The organism is Dokdonella sp., assembly GCF_036518555.1.
Classification (GTDB): Bacteria; Pseudomonadota; Gammaproteobacteria; order Xanthomonadales; family Rhodanobacteraceae; genus Dokdonella_A.
In genome coordinates this window covers 1-20516 of the sequence record NZ_DATDMY010000307.1, presented here as the reverse complement: position 1 = coordinate 20516, position 20516 = coordinate 1, and the positions used below count along the sequence as shown (strand labels likewise).

The 20516-nt window shown below is 72.2% G+C and carries 17 protein-coding genes and 1 pseudogene; 6 read left to right on the top strand and 12 right to left on the bottom strand.

The window, feature by feature from the left end; all coding sequences use genetic code 11:
- Nucleotides 1-117: 117 nt before the first annotated feature.
- From VI238_RS16485 to VI238_RS16450, 8 genes and pseudogenes are all read right to left on the bottom strand, one after another.
- Complete coding sequence (locus tag VI238_RS16485) at nucleotides 118-1158, bottom strand: GDP-mannose 4,6-dehydratase (protein WP_331653317.1); 1041 nt, start codon at nucleotides 1156-1158, stop codon at nucleotides 118-120.
- Nucleotides 1155-2738 carry a glycosyltransferase gene (locus VI238_RS16480; RefSeq protein ID WP_331653315.1) on the bottom strand — a complete coding sequence of 528 codons (1584 nt, stop codon included), beginning with the start codon at nucleotides 2736-2738 and terminating at the stop codon, nucleotides 1155-1157. The genes VI238_RS16485 and VI238_RS16480 overlap by 4 nt, the downstream gene beginning before the upstream one ends.
- Complete coding sequence (locus VI238_RS16475) at nucleotides 2738-5362, bottom strand: glycosyltransferase (RefSeq protein WP_331653313.1); 2625 nt, start codon at nucleotides 5360-5362, stop codon at nucleotides 2738-2740. The genes VI238_RS16480 and VI238_RS16475 overlap by 1 nt, the downstream gene beginning before the upstream one ends.
- A 1-nt stretch (nucleotide 5363) precedes the next feature.
- Nucleotides 5364-5657 (bottom strand): hypothetical protein, encoded by a 294-nt coding sequence (locus VI238_RS16470; protein WP_331653311.1) that lies wholly within the window; start codon nucleotides 5655-5657, stop codon nucleotides 5364-5366.
- Nucleotides 5654-6265 (bottom strand): annotated as a pseudogene (locus VI238_RS16465) (ABC transporter ATP-binding protein); the annotation flags it as partial. The gene VI238_RS16470 and the pseudogene VI238_RS16465, both read right to left, overlap by 4 nt.
- A 133-nt stretch (nucleotides 6266-6398) precedes the next feature.
- Nucleotides 6399-7160: an ABC transporter permease gene (locus VI238_RS16460; protein WP_331653307.1), complete on the bottom strand. Its 762-nt coding sequence runs from the start codon at nucleotides 7158-7160 to the stop codon at nucleotides 6399-6401.
- Nucleotides 7161-7210: 50 nt separating this feature from the next.
- Nucleotides 7211-8560 carry a hypothetical protein gene (locus tag VI238_RS16455; RefSeq protein ID WP_331653305.1) on the bottom strand — a complete coding sequence of 450 codons (1350 nt, stop codon included), beginning with the start codon at nucleotides 8558-8560 and terminating at the stop codon, nucleotides 7211-7213.
- Nucleotides 8561-8582: 22 nt separating this feature from the next.
- Nucleotides 8583-9122: a hypothetical protein gene (locus VI238_RS16450; protein ID WP_331653303.1), complete on the bottom strand. Its 540-nt coding sequence runs from the start codon at nucleotides 9120-9122 to the stop codon at nucleotides 8583-8585.
- A 59-nt stretch (nucleotides 9123-9181) separates the two neighbouring features.
- On the opposite strand from VI238_RS16450, the gene VI238_RS16445 reads away from it, so the two are divergent.
- The 6 genes from VI238_RS16445 to VI238_RS16420 are packed head-to-tail and all read left to right on the top strand — an operon-like array spanning nucleotide 9182 to nucleotide 16839.
- Nucleotides 9182-10333, top strand: a complete 1152-nt coding sequence (locus VI238_RS16445; RefSeq protein ID WP_331653302.1) for a hypothetical protein — start codon at nucleotides 9182-9184, stop codon at nucleotides 10331-10333.
- Complete coding sequence (locus VI238_RS16440; RefSeq protein WP_331653300.1) at nucleotides 10330-11661, top strand: hypothetical protein; 1332 nt, start codon at nucleotides 10330-10332, stop codon at nucleotides 11659-11661. Before VI238_RS16445 ends, VI238_RS16440 begins: the two co-directional genes overlap by 4 nt.
- 1 nt (nucleotide 11662) lies before the next feature.
- Nucleotides 11663-12241 (top strand): hypothetical protein, encoded by a 579-nt coding sequence (locus VI238_RS16435; RefSeq protein WP_331653297.1) that lies wholly within the window; start codon nucleotides 11663-11665, stop codon nucleotides 12239-12241.
- A complete protein-coding gene (locus tag VI238_RS16430; RefSeq protein WP_331653295.1) occupies nucleotides 12238-13431 on the top strand; it encodes a glycosyltransferase in 1194 nt (397 codons plus the stop codon). The genes VI238_RS16435 and VI238_RS16430 overlap by 4 nt, the downstream gene beginning before the upstream one ends.
- A 4-nt stretch (nucleotides 13432-13435) precedes the next feature.
- Nucleotides 13436-14830: a glycosyltransferase gene (locus VI238_RS16425; protein WP_331653293.1), complete on the top strand. Its 1395-nt coding sequence runs from the start codon at nucleotides 13436-13438 to the stop codon at nucleotides 14828-14830.
- Entirely contained in the window at nucleotides 14827-16839 is a 2013-nt protein-coding gene (locus VI238_RS16420; protein ID WP_331653291.1) for an FkbM family methyltransferase, read from the top strand. The genes VI238_RS16425 and VI238_RS16420 overlap by 4 nt, the downstream gene beginning before the upstream one ends.
- A 153-nt stretch (nucleotides 16840-16992) precedes the next feature.
- Here the strand turns inward: VI238_RS16420 and VI238_RS16415 are convergent, their stop codons facing one another.
- From VI238_RS16415 to VI238_RS16400, 4 genes are all read right to left on the bottom strand, one after another.
- On the bottom strand, nucleotides 16993-18381 hold the full coding sequence (locus VI238_RS16415; protein ID WP_331653288.1) for an ATP-binding protein: 1389 nt from the start codon (nucleotides 18379-18381) through the stop codon (nucleotides 16993-16995).
- Between the two features lie 11 nt (nucleotides 18382-18392).
- Nucleotides 18393-19109 (bottom strand): response regulator transcription factor, encoded by a 717-nt coding sequence (locus VI238_RS16410; protein WP_331653286.1) that lies wholly within the window; start codon nucleotides 19107-19109, stop codon nucleotides 18393-18395.
- Between the two features lie 41 nt (nucleotides 19110-19150).
- Nucleotides 19151-19567 carry a hypothetical protein gene (locus tag VI238_RS16405; protein WP_331653284.1) on the bottom strand — a complete coding sequence of 139 codons (417 nt, stop codon included), beginning with the start codon at nucleotides 19565-19567 and terminating at the stop codon, nucleotides 19151-19153.
- Between the two features lie 7 nt (nucleotides 19568-19574).
- A partial coding sequence (locus VI238_RS16400; protein WP_331653282.1) for a choice-of-anchor J domain-containing protein occupies nucleotides 19575-20516 on the bottom strand: 942 nt, incomplete at its 5' end.

The window sequence follows — 20516 nt, the reverse complement described above, 5'->3', positions numbered from 1 at the left end:
GGAACGGCGAGAGAACATCAAAGCACGACGAAGGTCGATCTCGATCATTTCTTCTGCTTCTCTTCGTGTCCTTCGTGTTCTTCGTGTTTCAGGCTTTCTGCTCTTGCTGGCCGGAATTCACGCGACAGCCGCGCGCTCGCGGGCGAGGTCGGCTTCGACCATGCGGCGGGCGAGGCCGGCCAGATCGAGGCTCGGCGCGAAGCCGAGCTCGCGTCGCGCCTTCGCGGCATCGCCGACGAGCAGCGGTGCGTCGACCGGGCGGAAGAACGCGGCGTCGACGCGCACGCGCACGCGGTCGCTGCCGCGTTCGACGCCGACTTCCTCGAGGCCTTCGCCGAACCAGTCGAGCGCGATGCCCGTGGCGGCGAACGCGGCGGCGGCGAAGTCGCGGATGCTCGCGGCGTGGCCGGTCGCGAGCACGTAGTCGTCGGCCTCGGCGCGCGCGGCCATTGCCATCATCGCGGCGACGTAGTCGGGTGCGTAGCCGAAGTCGCGTCGCGCATCGAGGTTGCCGAGCGAGACGTCCTGCGCGCGACCCAGCGTCACGCGCGCGACGGCTCGGCTCAGCTTGCGCGTGACGAAGGCCTCGTCGCGCCACTCCGATTCGTGGTTGAACAGGATCGCGCTCGATGCGCGCAGGCCGAAGCTCGCGCGCCACGCGCCGACCGCCGCGTGCGCGTACAGCTTCGAGAGGCCGTACGGCGTGCGCGCGGCGAGCGGCGTCGACTCGTCCTGCGGCGCGTCGGCGGGTGCGCCGAAGATCTCCGCGCTCGCGGCGAGGACGAAGTGCGCGGTCGGCGCGTGCGCACGCACGGCCTCGAGCAGGTTCAGCGTGCTCGTGCCGTTCGCGTCGGCGCTCGCGCGCGGATCGCGGAAGGAATCGGCGACCCGGGACTGGCCCGCGCAATGGAACACCGCGTCGGGCCGCACGTCGGCGACGAGGCGTGCGCACGCGTCGCCGTCGCGCGGTTCGAGTGCGGCCGCGGACAACCGCCCGGCGGCGGCGAGGCCGAGCTCGCGCAGGCGCCAGCCGACGGGATCGCGCCCGGGCCGGTGCGTGCCGACGACGTCGGCGCCCGCGGCGAGCAGGCGCGCCGCGAGCAGCGCACCGTCCTGGCCGCTGATGCCGGTGACGAGGGCGCGTCGGATCGGATTCATGCAGGTGAGTCGCTCGTCGGCGGCACGCGTGCGGGAGGCAGGCATTCTGCCGTGCGAAGCGCCTCAGTGGCACTGCGGGCGGACGGATCGGCGATGCGCAGCCGTGGAATGCCGAGCAGGCCACAGAGGATCTCCGCAACCGATGCGCGCGGCTCGCGCACGAGCAGCGCTTCGATCGCATGCAGTTGCAGCCAGTCCCACAGGGCGCGGTACGACGGCTCCGGATCGCGCGCGACCCATTCGCTCGCGGCGACGACGCGGCCCGCGTGCACGAGTTCGTTGCGCGCGCCGTTCGCGCGCAGGTTCCACACCTCCGCGTCACGCCACGCGGGCGCGCCCTCGCCGACCCACAGCAGGCGCTGCAGCGGCACGCCGCGGTCGCCCGCATCGGCGCGGATGCGCCGCACGCGCCAGTCGAGCACGAGGCGCTCGTACGAGAACAGCGTGCGCGCGACGTCGCTTTCGTACTGCGGCCAGCGCTCGCGCAGAACCGCCATGCCGGCCCGCCCCAGCGCCGCGCGCCGCGCTTCGCCGAAGCTCGCGCTGCGCGCATGGCGGACGAACACGTTGCCGGCCACGACGTGGCGCAGGCCTCGTTGCGCCGCGCGCTGGCTCCAGTCGTTCTCTTCGCCGTAGCCCTGCGGGAACGCCGCTTCGTCGAGCACGCCGACCGCGTCGATCGCATCGCGGCGCAGGTACATGCAGAAGCCGTTGCCGGTCGGCAGTTCCGGATAGGCGAGGCCCGCGTGCAACCAGTTCGCGCGTGCCGCATGTTCGGTCGTCCAGGCCGGCGGCAACGGATTGTCCCGCTCGAGTTCGGGTACCGAGAACGCGCCCGCGTTGTCCGACACCGCGGTCGCACTCGCGATGTCGTCGGCCGCGTACGCGGCACGGCGCAGTCCGGCGAGCCAGTTCGGTCCGACCTCGGCATCCGCGTTGAGCAGGACGACGTCGGCGCGACCGGCTTCGGCGATGCCCCGGTTCGCGGTCGCGGTGAAGCCGCGGTTGGAATCGTTGCGCAACACGCGGGCGAAGCCCGCCGCGCGCGCGAGCAGCGGCGCGATCGCGGCGTCGGTGCTCGCGTCGTCGATGACGATCACGCGCGTGGCGGGATCGAGATGCGCGCGCACGGCCGCGAGGCAGCGCTCGACGAGCGCGGGCGCATTGTGCACGGGTACGACCACGACGACCTCGCGTGCGGCGACGTCGCGGCCGAACGGCACCAGCCGCGAAGCCGCGAGGGGCGCGAGCGGCGCGCGACGCGAACCGGCCGAGGCTGCGAGCGATCGGGCCCGGCCGAATTCGAGTCGTACCGGACCCGCCGCGAGCGCGGCACCGTCGCGACCCGCGCGTGGCAGCAGCTCGGCCGAAGCCGCGCCCGACGGCGCGAACGCGAACGCGAAGCGCGCTCGCCCATCGGCGTCGGGAACCACGGTCGCGAAGTGACAGCCGTCGAGTTCGAGCGCGATCGCGGCGAGCGCGCGCGGCGTGCACGCGAGTCGCAGTTCGCGGCCATCCCAGCGCAGATCGAGCAGCGGTGCGCGCGGTACCGGCCTGGCACGGCGCAGCAGGCCGAACATCAGGCGCTCCGCGACGCGACGCCGCGCGCCGCATCCGCGCCGGCGTCGAGGATGCTGCGATCGACGATCGCGGCGTGCAGAGCGCGCTGCGCCGGAGTCGGCGTCGCTCGCGGCGATCGGGCACGGTCCGGGTTCGGCTCGATCCACTCGCGCACGACGTCCGCAGACGGCCGTCGCAGGCCGTCGATGCCGGCCGCCGCCAACGCGTCGAAGAGGCGACGCGCCTCCGCCTCGGGTGCGGCGCACAAGGCATCGTAGTCGACGACGATGCGCGGCCAGCCGCGACTCGCTTCGAACGCGTCGCGCGTGTAGCGCTCCCACAACGCGAGCGCTTCGGCCGGCGTGAAGCCGTCGCGTGCGGCGAGCGAATCGGCGACCGCGCAAGGATCGCGCACGACATGCACGAACAGCGGTCGCGTCAGCAGCGGCAGCAGCTCCCGCGCGACGAGGCACAGGCGCGGCTCCTTGACCAGCCACGGTCGCTGCCGGTCGAACTCGTCGACGAGTGCGCCGAACTCGCGCCGGAACGCGTCGACGGCCACGGCCGGTGCCGGGTCGGGCGGATTGCGCCAGTCGCCGCCCGCGGCCGCGAGCCGGCGCACGCAGGCCATGTGCAGGCGCGCGGATTCGTAGTGGCCCTTCGGATTGTCGGGACCCTGCAGCAGATCGTCGTGCGGCCCGACGGCGACGCCCATGCGCGCGAGCAGGCCGGCCACGCTCGACGTGCCGGAGCGATGCATGCCGAGCACGACGATCTGCCCGCTCGCGGCGCGCGCGAGTTCGACGGGCCGGTGCGGCGGCGGCGACGGCGCCGGGGCGCGCAGGCGCGCGAGTTCGGCGACGCACATCGCGAGCCGGTCCGCGCTGGTTTCGACGTCGTGCGCGCGAGCGAACGCATCGGCCTCGACGCGCGCACGCGCGAGGCGCTCTTCGCGGTGTTCGTGCACGTCGCGCAACGCGGCGACGAAGGCGTCGTGGTCGGGCTCGGCCCAGGCCAGGCCGGTCGCGGGATCGACCGACCGACCGCAGGCGACGGTGTTGCCGTGGGCGCGCGCGAGCTGCGCCTGGCTGCCGAAATCGGCACCGACGAACATCTTGCCGCACGCAAGCGCCTCCGCGGCGTACGGATCCCAGCCGCCGCCGCGGCGCACGCAGACGTAGGCGTCGGCGGCAGCGAGCAGTTGCGCGCGCTGGTACCACGGGTGTCCCCAATCGACGAGCACGCGGATGCGCGCGTCGCCCGCGCGCAGCGGCGCGAGTGCGTCGTCGACCGCGTACGCCTCGCGCCCGGGTCGCACGTGGATGAGCAGCGCGACGGCTTCGTCGCGATCGAACGCGGCGCGGAATGCGCGCACGAGGAGATCCGGCGCATCGCGCGCGAGTGCGTCGACCACCGCGAGGAAGACCAGGCGCCCGGCCGGATCGCGCGGCGCGGGAACGCGGGGGTGGCAGTAGTCGCGATCGACGCCCGGGGGCAGGATCTCGATCGGCGTCTGGACGCCCGCCGCGCGGAACGCATCGCGCTGGAACGCGTCCGCGACGACGAGCGCGTCGAGCGCGCGTGCCGCTTGGGCCCAGCGTGCCGGCACGGTGTCCCATTCCCCGTTGCGCAAACCGATGCGCGCGCGCGCCGGGACGCGCCCGATGGCGTCGCCGCACGCGATGGCCGCGGCGAACGGCGGGACGGCGCGACGCCGCGCGGCGAGATCGAGGCGGAAGTCGTCGCCGGGGGCGATCTCGGCTCCGGGCGCCATCTGCAGCATGCGCAGGCCGCGGGCGTCGAGGCGCCGCACGAAGGCATGCGCGAGATGGGCGTCCGCGTACGGCCGCCGCGTCGCGCCGTACCAGAGGACGTCGCCGCGATACGTCTCGCGCAGGCGCGCCTGCCAGCGATCGGCGAACGACGCCCGGCTCGCGTCCCACAGGCGACGTCGGAAGCCGCCGTCGTCGCGCGTCGATCCGTGCTGGTGGTGGCGCAGCGTGACGGCGCCGGCGACGATCGTCGCGATGCCCGCGTCGGCGGCGCGCAGGCAGTAGTCGGTGTCCTCGAAGTAGCTGTGGAAGACCGGATCGAGTACGCCGATGCGATCGATGCAGTCGCGCCTCAGGTAGGCGAGCGCGAACGCGATGCCCTGCACGCGGCGCGTCCGGTCGAACTGCGCGACGTCGCGTTCGAACGGGCCGGTTTCGACCTGCTGGCCGCGCAGCTCGTCGGCTTCGATGTAGCCGCCCGCGTGGTAAAGGCGCCCCTCCGATTCGGGACCGAGCTGGCGGCAGCCGACGATGCCGTGGTCGGGCGAGGCGTACGCCGCATCGCGCAAACGGTCGAGCCAGTCCGGCTGCGTGAAGACGAGGTCGTTGTTGAGCAGCACGACGTCGTCGTCGTCGCGCGCGGCCGCGACCCCCGCATTCATGCCCCGCACGAAGCCGAGGTTCTCCGGCAACGCGACGATGCGCACGCGGTCCGCGTACGCCGCGAGTCCTGCCGGCGTCTCGTCGCTGCTGCCGTTGTCGACGACGATGATCTCGGCCGCGTGCGGTGCGGTCGCGAGCAGGGAATCGAGGCAGCGGCGCGTCGTCGGCCACTGGTTCCAGGCGAGCACGATCAGGGCCGCGCCGCGCATGTCAGCGGTCCGCCGCGCCCGCCGCATCCGCCCAGATCATGCCGAGGGCGTTGTCGATGTCGTCGAGGGCGTACGCGCCGGGACCGAGCAGGGCGAGCGCGGCGGCGTCGCGCGCCGCCTCCGGCGCCTCGCGCAGCACGGCGAGTTCGCGTCGCATCCGGACGTCGTCGAGCAGCGCGTGCGCGTCCGCCTGCATGGCGCGGCGGGCGAGCAGGACGAGCAGCGCCCGTGGTCCGATGCGAAGCCGCTCGGCGAGCGCCCCGATGCGTGCCGCGTCGGGCATGATCGCGTTCACGCGCCCTCCGGCGGATGGTGCAGGTCGCGGTGGTAGGCCGCGAACACGTCGTCGCGCGCGCCTTCGAGCACGCTGCGGCCGTGCTCGATCCACAACACGCGGTCGCAGCGCTCGGCGATCTGCTTCTCGTCGTGACTGACCAGCACGACGGTATGGCCTTCGCCCATGCGCGCGCGCAGCGCGGCGCCCGACTTTTCCTGGAATTCGGCGTCGCCGACCGCGAGCACTTCGTCGATGAGCAGCACGTCGGGCTCGACCTGGATCGCCACCGAGAACGCGAGGCGCAGGTTCATGCCGGCCGAATAGGTGGCGATCGGCTGCTCGAAGAACTCGCCGAGCTCGGCGAACTCGCGGATCGCTGGCAGGCGCGCGACGATGTCGCGCCGGCGCAGGCCGAGCAGCAGGCCCGACAGGATCGCGTTGTCGCGCCCGGACAGGTGGGGAACGAAACCGAGCGCGAGCGACATGAGCTGGCACGATACGCCGCTGCGCCGGATCGTGCCGCGGTCCGGCACGAGGATTCCCGCGAGCACGCGCAGCAGCGTGCTCTTGCCGGCGCCGTTGCGGCCGATCACGCCGAGGCGCTCGCCGCGACGCAGCTGGAGGCTCACGTCCTGCAGCGCCCAGTAGCTGCCACCGCCGATGCTGCGCTGCGAACTGAAGGCGACGCCGACGCGCTCGAGCTCGATCACGACGTCGTTCACGCGGACCTCGCGCGTGCGGAAACGGGTTCGTTCATCGTCAGTTCGCGAGCTTCGGGAAGCGCGGTGCGAGGCGCCGCACGAACACGACGCCGATCGCGCACAGCACCACGGAGATGATCGCGACCTTGCTCAGGCCGACCCAGTTCGGCAACCGCGCGTGCAACAGGATGCCGCGCGCGTCGTCCATGACCACCGCGACCGGGTTGAGCGCCATCACCCAACGCAGGTGCTCGGGCACGCGTTCGAGCGGAAAGATGACGCCGGACAGGAACATCACCACCATCAGCACCTGCTCGATCACGAAGCGCAGGTCGGGTACGAGCGGGACGAGCGCGGAGATCACGAAGCCGGCGCCGGCCGCGGCGAGGAAGATCGCGCAGAACACGATCGGCAGCGCCCAGTACGCCGCATTGGGCGGGTAGCCAAGCGCCCACAGGATCGCGAGCAGCAACACGAAGATGCACGCGAACTTGACCGTGTCCGACAGCATCGCGATGAGCGGGAACACGAGCGGCGGCAGGCGCACCTGCCGAACCATCGGCAGGCTGCCCCAGATCGCGTACCCGCCGTGCGTGATGCACGACTTCATCCACTGCCACAGCGTCATGCCGATGAGCAGGAACGGCACGTAGTCGGGGCCGCCGGTCTTGAGGATCACGTCGAACACGAGCCAGAACGCGCCCATCATCATCGCCGGCTCGAGCACCCACCAGACGAGGCCGAGGTAGCTGCGCGCGGCTTCGGCGCGCAACTCGGCGTAGGTGCTGAACAGGACGAGTTCGACGAAATGAAGGCGCATCGCGGGGTAAGGACGTAGGGCGGGCGCGAGGATACCGGATTCGTCGCGGCTCAGCCCGCGCAAAGGCGGTCGAGCACCGGCCCGGCGAATGCGAGGAACAGCAGGAGCGCGGCGAACGCGGCGCCGACGGCGAGCCTCGGCGGCGTCAGCGCGATCGCGCCGTCCTCGCGACGGCGGCGCAGCGCGACGAGGAAACTGCCGGCGAAGCCGCACAGCAGCGGCAGCAGCGGCAGCAGGAAGCGCGCCTTCACGTGGATCAGCGCGAACAAGGCGAGCTGGTATCCGGCGAACAGCGCGAGCACGAGCATGAGGCGGTCGGGCCGGCGCCTCCAGGCGGCGATGCCGAACGCGGCGGCGGCGAGGATCAGCGCATGGAACGCGTCGTTGGCCCAGGTCAGGGTCCGCGTCAGCGCCGGCGATGTCGCGTACACCGACAGGTGGCCCGCGCATGCGGGCCCCGGCAGTTGCGACACGAGCGGCGTTTTCGCGCTGAACAGGCGGAAGTACTGCCGGCCGAGCTGGGCGATGGCGACGTCGAGGATGCCGCGCTCGGCGACCGACGCGCGCACCTTGTCGAGGTAGATCGCGTTGCGCTGCTGCGGCGTGGCGGCGCTGGCGAGGAACTCGGGCAAGGTGCGCCCGCCCATGTCGTCGACGTAATCGCTGCGCCAACGGTCGCCGAGGCCGACCCAGAGGTTGTAGATGGAACTGTCCGCGATCATCGGCGTGCCGTACTCGCGCCAGCCGTGCACGAGCGCCGGTGCGGTGACGAGGCCGATGCCGAGCGCGAAGGCCGCGACGCGGCCCGCGCCCGCGAGCGGGCGCACGCGCGGCACGAGCAGCAGCGCGAGCACGGGCCAGAACAGCGACAGCAGGCTCTTCGCGAGCAGCGCGAGGCCTACGCAGGCACCCGCGGCGAACGCGCGCGCGCGCGACAGCAGCGCGAACGCGGCGAGCAGCAGGAACAGATGCGGCACTTCCGGCCACAGCCAGTGCGCGTACGCGGCGATGCCCGGATCGAGCAGGAACAGCGCAGCGGCCGCGTTCGCGGCGGCGACGCTGCCGCCGAGCCGTCGCCAGAGATCGCGCACCAGCGCGCCGCAGGCGACGAACATCAGCGTCTGCGCGATCTGCGCGGCGAGGAGGTGGATGCCGAACGCGGCGTAGAGGGCCGCGAGCAGCAACGGCTGCAGCGGCGGCCAGATCGTGCCCGGCATCCACGCGCCGCCCGCGAGGATCGACAGCGCGGTCCGCTGGTAGGTCTGCTCGTCGCCGATCAGCGCTTTCGCGCCGCTGCCGTAGTAGGCGTACCAGAGCAGCGCCTGCGACAGCGCGAACGCGACGAGGAACGCCGCGGCGAGCGCACGGCGGCGCCGCGCGGTCGCCGCATCGGCATTCATCGCGGCGCGTGCGGCAGCAGCGTCAGCCGTTCTTCGCCGGTTCCGGCGAAGCCGGCGCCGTCGCGCGTGCACGCACCTTCGGCGGCGCCCGGAAGGTCGGCGTGAACTTCTCGTGCGCGCCGCTCGTGGTGATGCCCTCGACGTAGTACCAGTACTCCTTGCACGGATCGATCGCGTCGTCGCGGTACTCGTACTTGTGCGTCTCGTCGGAGGTGCCCGCGCCGAGGATCGGTTCCTTGGTGAGCTTGGTGAATTCGCCCTTCTCGCTGTCGCCGCGGTAGACGTCGAAGCCGAAGTTGTTCTGCTCGCTCGCCGTCGTCCAGCGCGCGGTGTTGGCGATGCGCTGCTCAGGCGGCAGCTTCGACTGGTCGCCGCAGTCGCCTTCGGGGACCTCCTTGGCGGGCGCCGCGACCGGCGCGGCAGCGGTCGGTTCGGCCGGCTTCGGCGCGGCTGCGGGCGCAGCGGGCGCGGTCGGCGTCGCACCCGGCGCAGCGGGCTGCGGCGAGGGGCTGCAGGCGCACAGCGCGGCACTGACGAGGACGGTGAGGGCGAGCGGACGCATGCGGTACTCCCTGGATTCGAGGCTGGACAATGGCCGGCGCCGGCAACGATAGTCGGCCGATGCGTCCACTGGCAACCGCGCCGCACCCGCGCCCGTTTCGCGCGCGGTGCGCCATCGCCGCACTCGCGCTGGCGCTCGGCGTCGGCCCCGCACGCGCATTCGACTGGCAGGTCGACGTGACGCCGGTCGGCGAGCTGTTTCCGGCGCTGCAGCTTTCGCAGTCGCCACGCACCCGCACCGAGGGCTTCGGCGACGGCGACGGCCTCGTCAGCGTGCGCGTGTACGGCGACGACCTGCCGCGCCGGCTGCGCCTGCGCATCGATACGCCGGGGCTGCGCCGACCCGCGGTGCTCGAAGCGAACGTCGATCCGGGCGCGCATCGCGTCGACCTGCATCCGCGGCTCGACTGGGACACGACCTGGCTGCGCGCGCTCGATCGCACGCGCGCGCAGGCGCTGCGCGTGAGCCTCGAAGCGGGCGGCGTCACCTGGACGCGGCGCACCGACGTGCGCGTGCACGCGCTCGACGATGCGCCCTACTACGTGCGCGAAGGACGCGACCGCGTCGACCTCGGCTGGGCGTTCGCCGGCTACGTCGATCCGCACGATGCGGTCGTCGACGAGATCCTCGCGGACGCGCGCGCGTCCGACGCCGCCTTCGACCGCGGCAGCGACCTGCAGCGGGTCGGTGCGGTGTGGGCGGCGCTCGAGCGGCGCGGGCTGCGCTACGACGCGGGCGACCCGGCGCTCAGCCGTGGCCCGGTCGTATGGAGCCAGCGCGTTCGCCTGCCGGCCGCCGTGTGGCGCGACCGGCGCGCCAACTGCATCGACAGCAGCGTGCTGATCGCGGCCGTGCTCGAGCGGCTCGGCATGCGCGCGCTGATCGTACTCGTGCCCGGACACGCATTCGTCGGCTATCGCAGCGGCGATCGCGCCGAGTACTTCGAAACGACCCTGCTCGGTGCCGCGCTCGGCGGCCGCGCGGGCGCCGCGACGCACTTCGCGGCCGCCCGCGTGGCCGGGCGCGCTCACTGGAGGCGGGTGGCGGCGCGGCTCGACGGCCGCCACGGACCGGATTACGCGCTCATCGACATCGGTACCGCACGCGCGTATGGCATCATTCCGCTCGGCGCCGGGGAGCGCGCCAGCCGACATCCATCCGAGGCCGCACCGGCACCCGCCGGATCCTCCCGACAGCGCGGGTTGCCGTGAATTCCGATCGCAACGACGAACAGCTCGAGCAGGTCCGGGGCGAAATCCGTGCCGCCGCCGCCACCCTGCGCGATCGGCCGCGGCTGCCGTCGTCCGCGCCGGCGCAGGCGTCCGGCGCCGACGGCATCGAGCCCGCGCGACGTCGCTACCGCATCGCCGAACTGACCGATCCGCCGTACCACGCGTTCGTAGAGCACGCGTTCCGGGCCCTGCTCAAGCGTGCGCCGACCGCGGCCGAGGCTTCCGCGCAGCTCGACCTGCTCGGTCGAGGCGCGAGCAAGGCCGAAGTGCTCGGCAACCTGCGCTGGTCCGCCGAAGGGCGCCGCCAGCACGTCGGCGTCGCCGGCCTGCTGCCGCGTTACATCGTCGCCAAGCTCGGCCGCGTGCCGCTGCTCGGCTATCTCGTCGAATGGGGAACGTCGCTTGCGGCGCTGCCGATGCTCGCCCGTCAACTGCGAGCGGCCGATGCGGCGATCTCCGCCGGCGATGCCGCGCTGGCCGCCCGCCTGCAGCCGCGCATCGACGAACTGCGCGAGCTCGTGCACGGGCTCGGTCTCGCGCGCGACGAGCTGATCCGCTCCGTCGACACGCTCGACGAGCGCCTGCGCGCGCACGCAGCGGCGGCCGAAGCCGTGCTGGGCGACCTCGCCCGCCGCCAGCACGACCTCGAAGGCGCGCGCAAGGACGAACTCGAGTTCGTGCGGCGGCGCGTGTACGTGATGAATCGCTGGTTCGAGGCCTTGCAGGGCGCGCTCGCCGAGGTGGAATCGGCCGCGGACCGAAGGGATGCGGGCGCACGCGAATTCGAGGCGCGCACGCGCGACGCGATCGCGAGCGCCGACGCCTCGCGCGTGGCGCGCCTGGAGCGCTGGTCCGACGCGCTCGATCCCGCCTGCGTCGCGGGCGCGCGCATCGTCACGATAGGCGACGACGCCGACTGGAACGAACGATGGGTCTCGAAAGGCGTCGCCGCGACGCCGCTCGCGACCCCGCGAGCCGCCGACGCCGCGGCGCTGCGCGATGCGCTCGCGCGCATCGAGGACGGCGCGCTCGCCGCGCTCGCCGTACTCGCGTTTCCGGCGCTGCTGCGCGCGATGCCGGCCGACGAGTTCGTCGCAGCCGCGTCGCGCGTGCTGCGCGCGGACGGCTTCCTGCTGATCGGATTCGCCGCCGAGCCGGTGCTGGCCGCGACCCTCGCGGGCGATGCGGTGCCTGCGGTGCAACCCGCCGCGCTCGCGACGGTGCTCGCGGCGGCGGGCTATTCGACGCGCCGCGTCGACGCCGCCGACGGCACGCCGGCCCTGCTCGCGTCGAAGGCGGCGCGCTGAGATGGACGCGTCCGCCTCGTCGCTCGCCGCGGCGTCCGGCCGGCTGCGCACGCAGGAGGCCGACGACGCATTGTTGCGGCGCTGGCAGACGCGCTCGACCGTGTGGGCGGCCAGCTGCGACGACGCGGGCGTCCCGCTCCTGCTCGATGCATTCGATGCCTGCCTCGCGCATGTCGATGCCGCCGCGCGGCTGCTCGTCCTCGATCACGGTGGCGAGGCGGTCGTGGCGGAAGCGCAGCGTCGCGGCGTCGGCGCGCATGTCGAGTACGTCCGCGACGGCGCCGGCGCGCGCAAGGCCGCGTTGCTCGCCGCCGACGCGCTCGTCGCGTGCGGCGGCACGGTCGGCACCGTGCTCGATGCACTCGCCGTCGGTACGCCGGTGACCGGCATCGATGCCGGGGCCGCCGCGCACGTCGCCGGCGTCGCGGCGCTGCTCTGGCGCATGGACGACTCCGCCGCCGGATTGATCGCCTGCACGATCGAACGGTTGCGCGCCGACGCATCGCTGCGCTCGTTGCTGCGCGCGCGCGGCCATGCCCGCGTGTCGAGCCTCGGCGCTTCGTCGAGGTCGTCCGCATGAGGCGCGTCGCGATCGTGGTGCAGCGGTGCGACGAATCGGTGGTGGGCGGCTCGGAAGCGCTCGCCTGGCAGTACGCGCGCCTGCTGTCGACCCGCTTCGACGTCGAGGTGCTGAGCTCGACCGCGACCGACTACGTGAGTTGGCGCGACGAACTCCCCGCGGGCGTCCGCGTGCGCGACGGCATTCCGGTGCGCCGCTTCCCGACGACGTTCGAACGCGGCCCGTACTGGTACGGCCTGCACCAGCGCATGATGCTCGAGGTGCAACCGTTCGCGGCACCGCGCGACGGCCGGCCGCTCGCCTGGCGCGAGTCGCTGCAGGACGAGTACGTGCGCTTCCAGGGGCCGTGCTGTCCCGGCCTCGACGACTGGCTGCGCGAACGCCACGGCGAGTACGCCGCGGTGCTGTTCTGTACCTACCTCTATCCGACGACCTACTTCGGCATCGCCGAGGTGCCCCCGCACAAGACCCTGCTGGTGCCGACGTTGCACGACGAGCCGACCGCCTACCTGCCGGTGTTCGCGCAGCGCTACGCGGCGCATCGCAACCGCATCTGGCTGACCGCAGCCGAGCAGCGTACGGCCGCGCGCATCTGGGGCTACGGCGATGGCGAGGTGCTCGGCATGGCGGTCGAGCACAGCGAGTCGGCGACGCCGGAATCGCGCGCGCGCCCTTACCTGCTGTACTGCGGCCGCATCGAGGCGGGCAAGGGCTGCGACGAGCTCGTGCGCGCGATGGAACGCATCGCCGACCGCGGCCTGTCGCTCGTCCTCACCGGCGTCGACAACATGGGCCTGCCGCGCGAGCCGTGGATCGAGTTCCTCGGCTTCGTCGACGAGCGGCGCAAGTTCGAACTCATGGCCGGCGCGACCGCATTCGTGCTGCCTTCGCAGTACGAGAGTTTCAGCATCGTCACGCTCGAGGCGATGGCGCAGCGCGCGCCGGTGATCGTCAACGGTCGCTGCGAGGTCATGCGCGAGCACATCGAACGCTCCGGCGCGGGCTTCCACTACGACGGCATCGACGACATGGTCGGCAAGATCCTCCTCGCGGCGTCGCTCGACGCCCGCGAGCGCGCACGAATCGGCGGCGCCGGCCGCGACTACGTGCTCGCCAACTACCGCGAGGAGCGCGTGCGCGCGCGCCTGGTCGAGCAGGTGGAACGCGTCATCGGCGCCCGGGCGGAGTGACGGCATGGCACGCCTCTACATCGATCTCACCACGAGCATCCGCTGGCGCCGACCGCCCGTCGGGATCGTGCGCGTCGAGCGCGAGTTCGCCCGCTACTGCCTGCTGCACGAGCCGGATACGGTGTTCTGCGAGATCGACGCCGCGGGCGACTATCGCGCGATCGAGCCGGCGCGCGCGCGCGCGATCCTCGACGACGGCTGGTGCCGCGCCGAGCCGGTGGCGCCGATCGGCACGCAGGTCGCGACGGCGGCGCCCGTGCGCGGTCGCGTGCAGCGCATGTTCGACTGGCTCGCCGCACGCGGCCCGAAGCTCGTGCCGGCGGCGGCGTACCCGCTGCTGCGCGACCTCGGCCGCGTGCTCGCCGAGCACCACGCGGCGTTCGTTCGCCATCGCGCCGCGAAGAAGGCGTCGCGCGACGCGACGCCGCCGCCGGAGTCGCAGCCGACCACCGAAGCTTCGCGTCGCATCGAGCCGGCGGCGCAGGACCTGTTCTTCTCGATCGGGCTGCAATGGCACCACGGTGCGGTCCACGCCTGGCGACTCAAGCAGCGAACCGGCGTGCGCGTCGTCGAGGCCTGCTACGACACGATCCCGATCGATTTCCCCGAGTACGCCGGCAGCGCGAAGCAGCCGTTCGCCGAGCACTTCACGACGATCGCGCATACGGCGGACGTCGTGTTCGCGATCTCCGACACGACGAAGGCGGACCTCGCCGCGTTCTACCGCCGCGTCGGGCTGTTCGAGGTACCGCCGATCCGCACCGTCCACCTCGCCACGCCGGACGTACACCGCGACGCCGACGTCGGCGCGCTCGGCGACGACGAGCGCGCCGCGCTGGACACGCTCGGCGAACGCGACTACGTGCTGTACGTGAGCACGTTCGAGACGCGCAAGAACCATCGCATGCTGCTGCAGGTGTGGAAGGAACTGCATCGCCGCCGCGGCGAGGCGTGCCCCGCGCTGGTCGTGGTCGGCATGTTCGGTTGGGGCGTCAACGACCTCTGGGCCGAGATGCAGGCGAGCGAGGTCTGGCAAGCGGGGCGCATCGTCATGCTGCATCACGTGTCCGACGCGCTGCTCGCGCACCTGTACCGGCGCTGCGCGTTCACCGTGTTCCCGTCGATCTACGAGGGCTGGGGCCTCGCCGCGACGGAAAGCCTCGCCTACGGCAAACTCGCGATCGTGTCCGACGCGCCCGCGCTGCGCGAGGCGACGCAGGGCCTGTGCCCGTCGATCCATCCGTTCGATTTCCCGCGCTGGTACGAAACGATCGCGTACTACCTCGACGACGCGGACGCGCGCGCGGTCGCCGAATCGCGCATTCGCGCGACCTACGTGCCGCGGCACTGGTCGGATTTCGCGCTCGACCTGCTTGCCGCGGCGAGGGCTCGCCCGTGAAGCGCATCGTCCAGCTCACGACCTACCCGCTGAAGGCGCCGCGCCATGGCGGACAGCTGCGCTGCGCTGCGATCCGTGCCTGCTGGCGCGACGCCGGGTTCGAGGTGGCGACGGTCGCGGCGATCCATGGCAGCGACTATCGGCCGGCCGACCTCGAACGCGACGATCTCGTGCTGCCCGCCGACCATGCCGCGTTCGACCCGCGCCTCGCGCGCTTCATCGACCTGCAGAGCGGCGAGTTGATCGCGCGCGACGATGGCGCGATCTGGCGCGCGTTCTCGCGCACGCTCGACCGGCTCGCGCCGGATGCGATCTCGCTCGAGCAGCCGTGGCTGTATCCGGCCGCGCGGCGCTGGATCGACGCGCGCACCGCGGCCGGTGCGCCGCCGCCGCGCCTGGTCTATTCCTCGCAGAACATCGAGTGGAAACTCAAGCGCGACGAGTGCGCGGGCGGCCTGCGCGACGCCGCGCAGGCCGACGCGGTCGCGCGCGTGGAACGGCTCGAACGCGAGGCGGTGCGCCACGCCGACCTCGTCGTGGCCTGCACCGACGAGGAGCTCGCCGAGCTGCGCGCCATGGACGACACGCCGCGATCCCGCGGCTGGGTCGTCGCGCGCAACGCGATCTCACCGTTCGAAGCGGACCCTCAGCGCGTCGCCGACGTGCGCCGCCGGCTCGGGCTCGACCGTTACGCGGTATTCGTCGGCAGCGCGCACCCGCCGAACGCGGACGGCTTCTGGCGCATGCTCGCGCCTTCGCTCGCGTTCCTGCGCCCGGACGAGCGCATCGTCGTGGTCGGCGGCGTCGTGAATTTCCTGCGTGCGCATCCCGTCTATCGCGCCTGGCCGGCGATCGACGAACCGCGTCTCGTCACGCCCGGCGAGATCGAGCGCGACGATCTCGTGGCGCTGCTCGGCGGTGCGCACGTGGTCCTGCTGCCGATCACCACCGGCGGCGGTTCGAACCTGAAGACGGCCGAGGCGATCTACAGCGGCCGCCCCGTGCTCGCGACGCCGCATGCGCTGCGCGGCTATGGCGATGCCCTGCGCTGGCCGACGGTGACGGTCGCCGAGGACGCCGACGCGTTCCGGCGCGCGCTGCGCGCGCTGCTCGACCGCCCGGTGTCGCCGCCGCCGGCGGATCACGCCGCGCGGCGGCCGGAAGTGACCTGGGCGCATGCGCTCGCGCCGCTCGCGCGCGCGGTGCGCGAACTCGATTCGGCCGCACCCGCCGCGCCGGACGCCGGCGTTCGCGAACGCCTGCAACGGATCCGATCCGCGATCGAGCGCCGGGGCGGCGTCGACTACGAAAGCCTGCTCGAGCGGCAGTACACGCGACTCCTGCGCAAGGGCGACACGGTCGTCGACGTCGGCGCCCACGCCGGACGCCATCTCGCCCGTTTCGTCGATTGCGTCGGTCGCGATGGCCGCGTCGTCGGCTTCGAACCGCTGCCGGGGATGCACGCGCGCCTCCTGCGTTCGTTCGGCGCGACGGCCAACGTCACGCTGCACAATGTCGCGCTGAGCGACGACGACGGGCGCGTCGAGTTCGTGCACGCGGTCGGCGCGCCCGAGGAGAGCGGCCTGCGCGAGCGTACCTACAACAACCCGACCGCCGTCACGCCGACGCGCATCGAAGTGGAGGCGCGCCGCCTGGATGCCTACGTCGACGCGCTGGCGGGCCTCCGCTTCATCAAGATCGACGTCGAGGGCGCCGAGATGAACGTGCTGCGCGGCGCGGTCGACGTGCTTGCCCGCTACCGGCCGGTATTGTCGGTCGAGTACGGGCGACCCGCGTACGGCGCCTACGGCCACGACACCTGGACCCTGTTCGATTTCGCCGAGCGGCACGGCTATGCGATGTACGACGTCTTCGCGCACCGCCTCGATCGTACCGACTGGGGCATCGCGTGCGATTCGGTGTATTGGGACTATTTCATGGTGCCGCTCGAGCGCGAAGGCGAGTTCGCGCACGCGGTGCCGCCGCTCGCACCGGACTGCCTCGGCTGAACCTTCGTGCGGCGACGCGCCGGCCGCCGTCGTCGGCGGCATGTCCGACGCTACGCACGCCGAGCGAAGGACGACGGCCGGCTTCCGCGGATGCACCAGGCGCGCCGCACGGGCCTGCGCCGGTCGGGTTTGCGGCCACGGCGCTTGCGCAGCTCAGCGCACGCCGAGCCGCGCGATGAAGCGCGCACCGCCGAGCGACGGCGAGCGGTCGACGACGATTTCGCCGCGGTACGCGCGCACGATGTCCTGCACGATCGCCAGACCGATGCCGTGGCCCTGCACGCGCTCGTCGCCACGCACGCCGCGCTGCAGGAGGTGCTCGACCTGGTCCTCGTCGATGCCCGGGCCGTCGTCCTCGACCGAGAACTCGACGCCCGCGCGGCGCCCGCCCACGCTCGCGAGCGGGCGCGCGTCGAGCAGCACGCGGCGGCGCGCCCACTTGAACGCGTTCTCGAGCAGGTTGCCGAGCAGCTCCATGAGGTCGCCCTGGTCGCCGTGGAAACGCGCGGCCGGATCGATCTCGAATTCGCACAGCACCGACTTGCCGGCGTAGACCTTCTCGAGGCTGCGCACGATCTCTTCCGCGTACGGTTCGATCAGCAGCGGTGCAGCGAACGTCTGGTGCCCCGAGGTCGCCGCACGCGAGAGCTGGTAGGCGACGATCTCGTCCATGCGGCCGACCTGCTCGAGCACGGTCCAGCGCAGCGACTCGCCGTCGCTGCCCGTCTCGAGCTGGCTGCGCATCACCGCGAGCGGCGTCTTCAGGCTGTGGGCAAGGTCGGACAGCGTGTTGCGGTAGCGCTTGACGCGCTCGCGCTCCGCCTCGATGAAGCTGTCGAGGCTCGTCGTGAGCCCGGAGAGCTCGACCGGATACTGGTTGCCGAGGTGCTCCTGCATGCCGCGTTCGACGCGTGCGAGGTCGGTCGAGACGCGGCGCAGCGGCGCGAGACTCCAGCGCAGCACCGCGAGCAGAAGCAGCAACAGGGCGACGCCGAGCACGCCGAGCCAAGTCAGCAGCGTGCGCCGGAACACGTCGATCTGCGCGCGCAGCGCATCGTCGCCCTCGGCGACGTAGAACGTGAGGTGCAACTCGCTCTTGCCGCCGCTGTTCCAGTCCACGCCCTGGGCGAGCACGAACACGTCGCCTGCGGGCGTTTCGATCGGGCCGCGGAACTGCGCCGGCCCCCGCGGCAGCGATTCGGTGAACGGCAGCTCGCGCCCGACCGCCGACGGCGAGCGCCAGCTGCCGTCCTTCGAACCGAGGATCTTCGCGCCGACGATACCCGCGTACAGGCCACTCTGCGACGGGCGGTCGAAGCGCGGGTCGGGCCCGACCTCGGGTGGAATCAGCGCGCCGGCACGCGTCGTGTCCGACCCGGCGAGATACGCGTACATGTAGCTCTGCAGGCGCTCGCGCAGCGAACTCTCCGCCGCTTCGTAGAACGCACGGTCGAGGGCGATGAACGCGAGGGCGAGGAACGCGGCCAGCACGACCCCGGCGGCGGCGAGGGAGCGCGCTTGCAGCGACAGCGGGCGCGCCACGGGCCGGGATCTCAGGCGTTTTCGGCGTGCGCGTTATCGTCGACCGGATTGTCGCTGCGTTCGAGCGCGAAGCGGTAACCACGACCGCGTACGGTCTCGATCGGCTTGATCGTGTTGTCGGGGTCCAGCTTTCGGCGCAGCCTGCCGATGAACACTTCGAGCACGTTCGAATCGCGATCGAAGTCCTGCTGGTAGATGTGCTCGGTGAGATCCGCCTTCGAGACGAGTTCGCCCGCGTGCAGCATGAGGTACTCGAGCACCTTGTACTCGTAGCTCGTGAGGTCGACCGTGCTGCCGTTGACCGCGACGGTCTGCGCGGTCGTGTCGAGCACGACCGGACCGCACTCGAGCGTCGGTCGCGACCAGCCGCTCGCGCGGCGCACGAGCGCATTCAGTCGTGCCAGGAGCTCCTCGACGTGGAACGGCTTGACCAGATAGTCGTCGGCACCGTTCTTGAGGCCCTGCACCTTGTCCTGCCACGACGAGCGCGCCGTGAGGATGAGGATCGGGTAGCGCTGCCCGGCTTCGCGCAGCTGCTTGACCAGATCCATGCCGGACAGCTTGGGCAGCCCGAGGTCGATGATCGCGACGTCGAACGGCACTTCGCGCCCGAGGTACAGGCCCTCTTCGCCGTCGCCGGCCGCATCGACCGCGAAGCCGTCGCGCTTGAGGCGCGCGGCCAGGGTCTCGCGCAAGGGAGCCTCGTCTTCCACCAAAAGTACGCGCATGTGTCCTCCGTCGTTCTCGTCCGTGCCCGCGCGGGCGCCGACTACTGCTCGGCCTGCACCTGCACGATGCGTACGCGGCCATCGCGGGTGAGTATCTTGATGCGATACACCTTGCGCTTGCCGACATTGAGCGCCTGCACCGACAGCACCTTGCCGTCGACCTCGTGCTGGGCCCGCAGCACCGCTTCCTGCACGCTGATCTCGCGCGCCTGCGCGCCCGTCGCGGCGAGGATGGCGCAGAGCGTCAGCAACAGGCGGTTTCGATGGATTCGCATCACTCCGTCCGCATCATAGCGACCGCGGCTCGAACCGCGGAAGCCACGATCGCCGTGACCCGGAGTCTCGGCAGCGCGGATTGAATTGCGGCTGAACCCGCCGTGCGGCGGGAGCGCGCCGCGCAAGAAAAGGCCCCGCATCGCGGGGCCGGAAAGGAGCGGCGGCGCACGCGCCGCCGCCATGGAACGCTCAGTCGGCCTGGCAGCCCGCCACCTTCACGTCGTCGATCGCCCAGCCCGGATTGGGGCGCGCGACCGACGTGTCGTTGGCGAGGCGGAAGCGGAACTGCACCGTCTGCCCCGCGTACGCCTGCAGGTCGACGACGGCGTTGAGGTAGGACTGCGGGTTGCCGCACCACGCCTGCAATCCCGCGAGCGGATTGCCGAAGCCGCTGTTCACCGCACCGTCATAAGGATCCGTGAGCAGCGCCGCGCCGGGCATCTGCGTCCAGCTCGATCCGCCGTCGCTCGAGATCTCGACGATCGCGCCGTCGTAGCAGCCCGCCGCGCCGTTGTTCTCGATCGACTGCTGGCTCCAGAACGCGAGCGTGAGGCCGCTGAGGTCCGCCGGCAGGGTCACGCTGGGCGACACCAGGCGCTGGTCGGAGACGGCGGCGACGTTGTTCGCCTGCCACGCATGGGTGCCGCCGTGCGCGGTCGAACCGAGCTGCCACGAGTCCTGCGTGCCGCCGTGGGTCCAGCCCGCCGCACCCGATTCCAGATCGTCCGACCACAGCACCTGTTGCGTCGTGCCGATCGAGCAATCGCCCGGCAACGCGACCGTCACGAACGAGCGGCTCCCGCCGAGCGGCGGCAACGGCACGCCGTCGAATCCGTCGCCGAAGATGCGGTCTCCACCCGCGCCGCTGCCGCTGTCGCCGCACGCATTGATCGCGGTGACGCGCCAGTAGTAGACGGTGTTCGAGTCGAGCGACGTCGACGACGTCCATGCCGTGTCGGTCACCGTCGCGGATGCGACGATCGTCGCGAAGCCCGCATCGGACGCGACCTCGATGAGGTAGCTCGACGCCTGCGCGGCCGCTTCCCACGTGAACGTCGGCATCTGGCTCACGTTGCCGGCGCCGTCCGCCGGCAGCGTCAGGGTCGGCGCCGCGGGTGCAGCGCTCGCGTA